This is a genomic window from Streptomyces sp. NPDC058964, assembly GCF_042741275.1.
In the GTDB taxonomy this organism is placed as follows: Bacteria; Actinomycetota; Actinomycetes; order Streptomycetales; family Streptomycetaceae; genus Streptomyces.
In genome coordinates this window covers 1-1,125 of sequence record NZ_JBHYKH010001041.1, presented here as the reverse complement: position 1 = coordinate 1,125, position 1,125 = coordinate 1, and the positions used below count along the sequence as shown (strand labels likewise).

The window sequence follows — 1,125 nt, the reverse complement described above, 5'->3', positions numbered from 1 at the left end:
CCGGTGACGTGTTCGCCTCCGAGGACCGCCTCGGCACCTGGCGCCATCTGCTCGTGGCCGTCCGCTCGCCCCGACGGATCTTCACGGCCAAGGCACTTGCCAGCCTGACCGTCATCCTGCTGCTCGTGGCCGGACTGGCCTGTTCCAGTACGGCCGGCGGGGTCGTGGCGGTAGGCAACCAGCCGCTGGTCGGCCTCGACGGCCATCCGCTGGCGCCGGCGGACGCCGCCGGCGAGGTCCTGCTCGCCTGGGCCTGCGTGCTCGCGCCGACCCTCGCCCTGGCAGGCATCGGACTGCTCGGCTCCGTCACGCTGGGGCGGTCCCCGATGGGGCTGCTGCTGCCCGCGCTCGTCGCGCTCGCGATGCAGCTCGCCCAGATGATGCCGCTCCCCGTCGACGTACGCCTCGCCCTGCCCGGTTACGCGTACATCGCCTGGAACGGTCTGTTCACCAGCCCGGCGCAGCTCGGCCCGCTCCTGATCGGCATCGTGGTCAGCCTGCTGTGGGCGGTGACCGCGACGGTCCTCGCCTACGCGCTCTTCGTGCGGCGTGACTTCACCAACCCGACCGACGACGGCTCGGGGCGCCGCGCGGTCACCGCCGGAGTGCTGCCGCTCGCCGGGCTGGCCGCGGTGACGGTCGCGGTCGTCGCCACGACCACCGGGGCCACGGGCTCCGGGATCGAGCGGGACAAGGTGCAGCGCTCGGTCGCCACGGCGTTCGCCCACCTCTACCGGCTGCAGACCGAGCGGCTCAATCGTCCGGGCGTCACAGAGGCGCAGTTGAAGGCCACGGCGACCTGCGACAAGGGCAGCGTCGAGGTCGCCGCCGAGGGACCGGGCAACGACTGGCGCTGCGTCGTCTCCTGGCATCTTCCCGGCGTCGAGACCGCGGGGACGGCCATCTACCAGCTCGACGTCACCCCGGACGGTCGATACATGGCCGACGGCGACGGGCCGAAGGAGGTGAACGGCTACTTCCTGGTCCGCACCCCGACCGGAGACGCACCGAACCCGCTGTGGCGGGTTGGGGGGCCCAGGGGAAAGATGGGCCCCCCGGAGGGGTGTGAGCCGGCGCGGTTACACGCGCGCCCCGGGGGGGGGGCAATGGCCGGGGGCGCCAGGT

1 pseudogene is annotated in these 1,125 nt (G+C 73.2%); it reads left to right on the top strand.

Annotation, left to right across the window (positions count from 1 at the left end):
• Positions 1-1,034, top strand: a pseudogene (locus ACFW2E_RS47505) (ABC transporter permease); the annotation flags it as partial.
• Positions 1,035-1,125 lie beyond the last annotated feature (91 nt).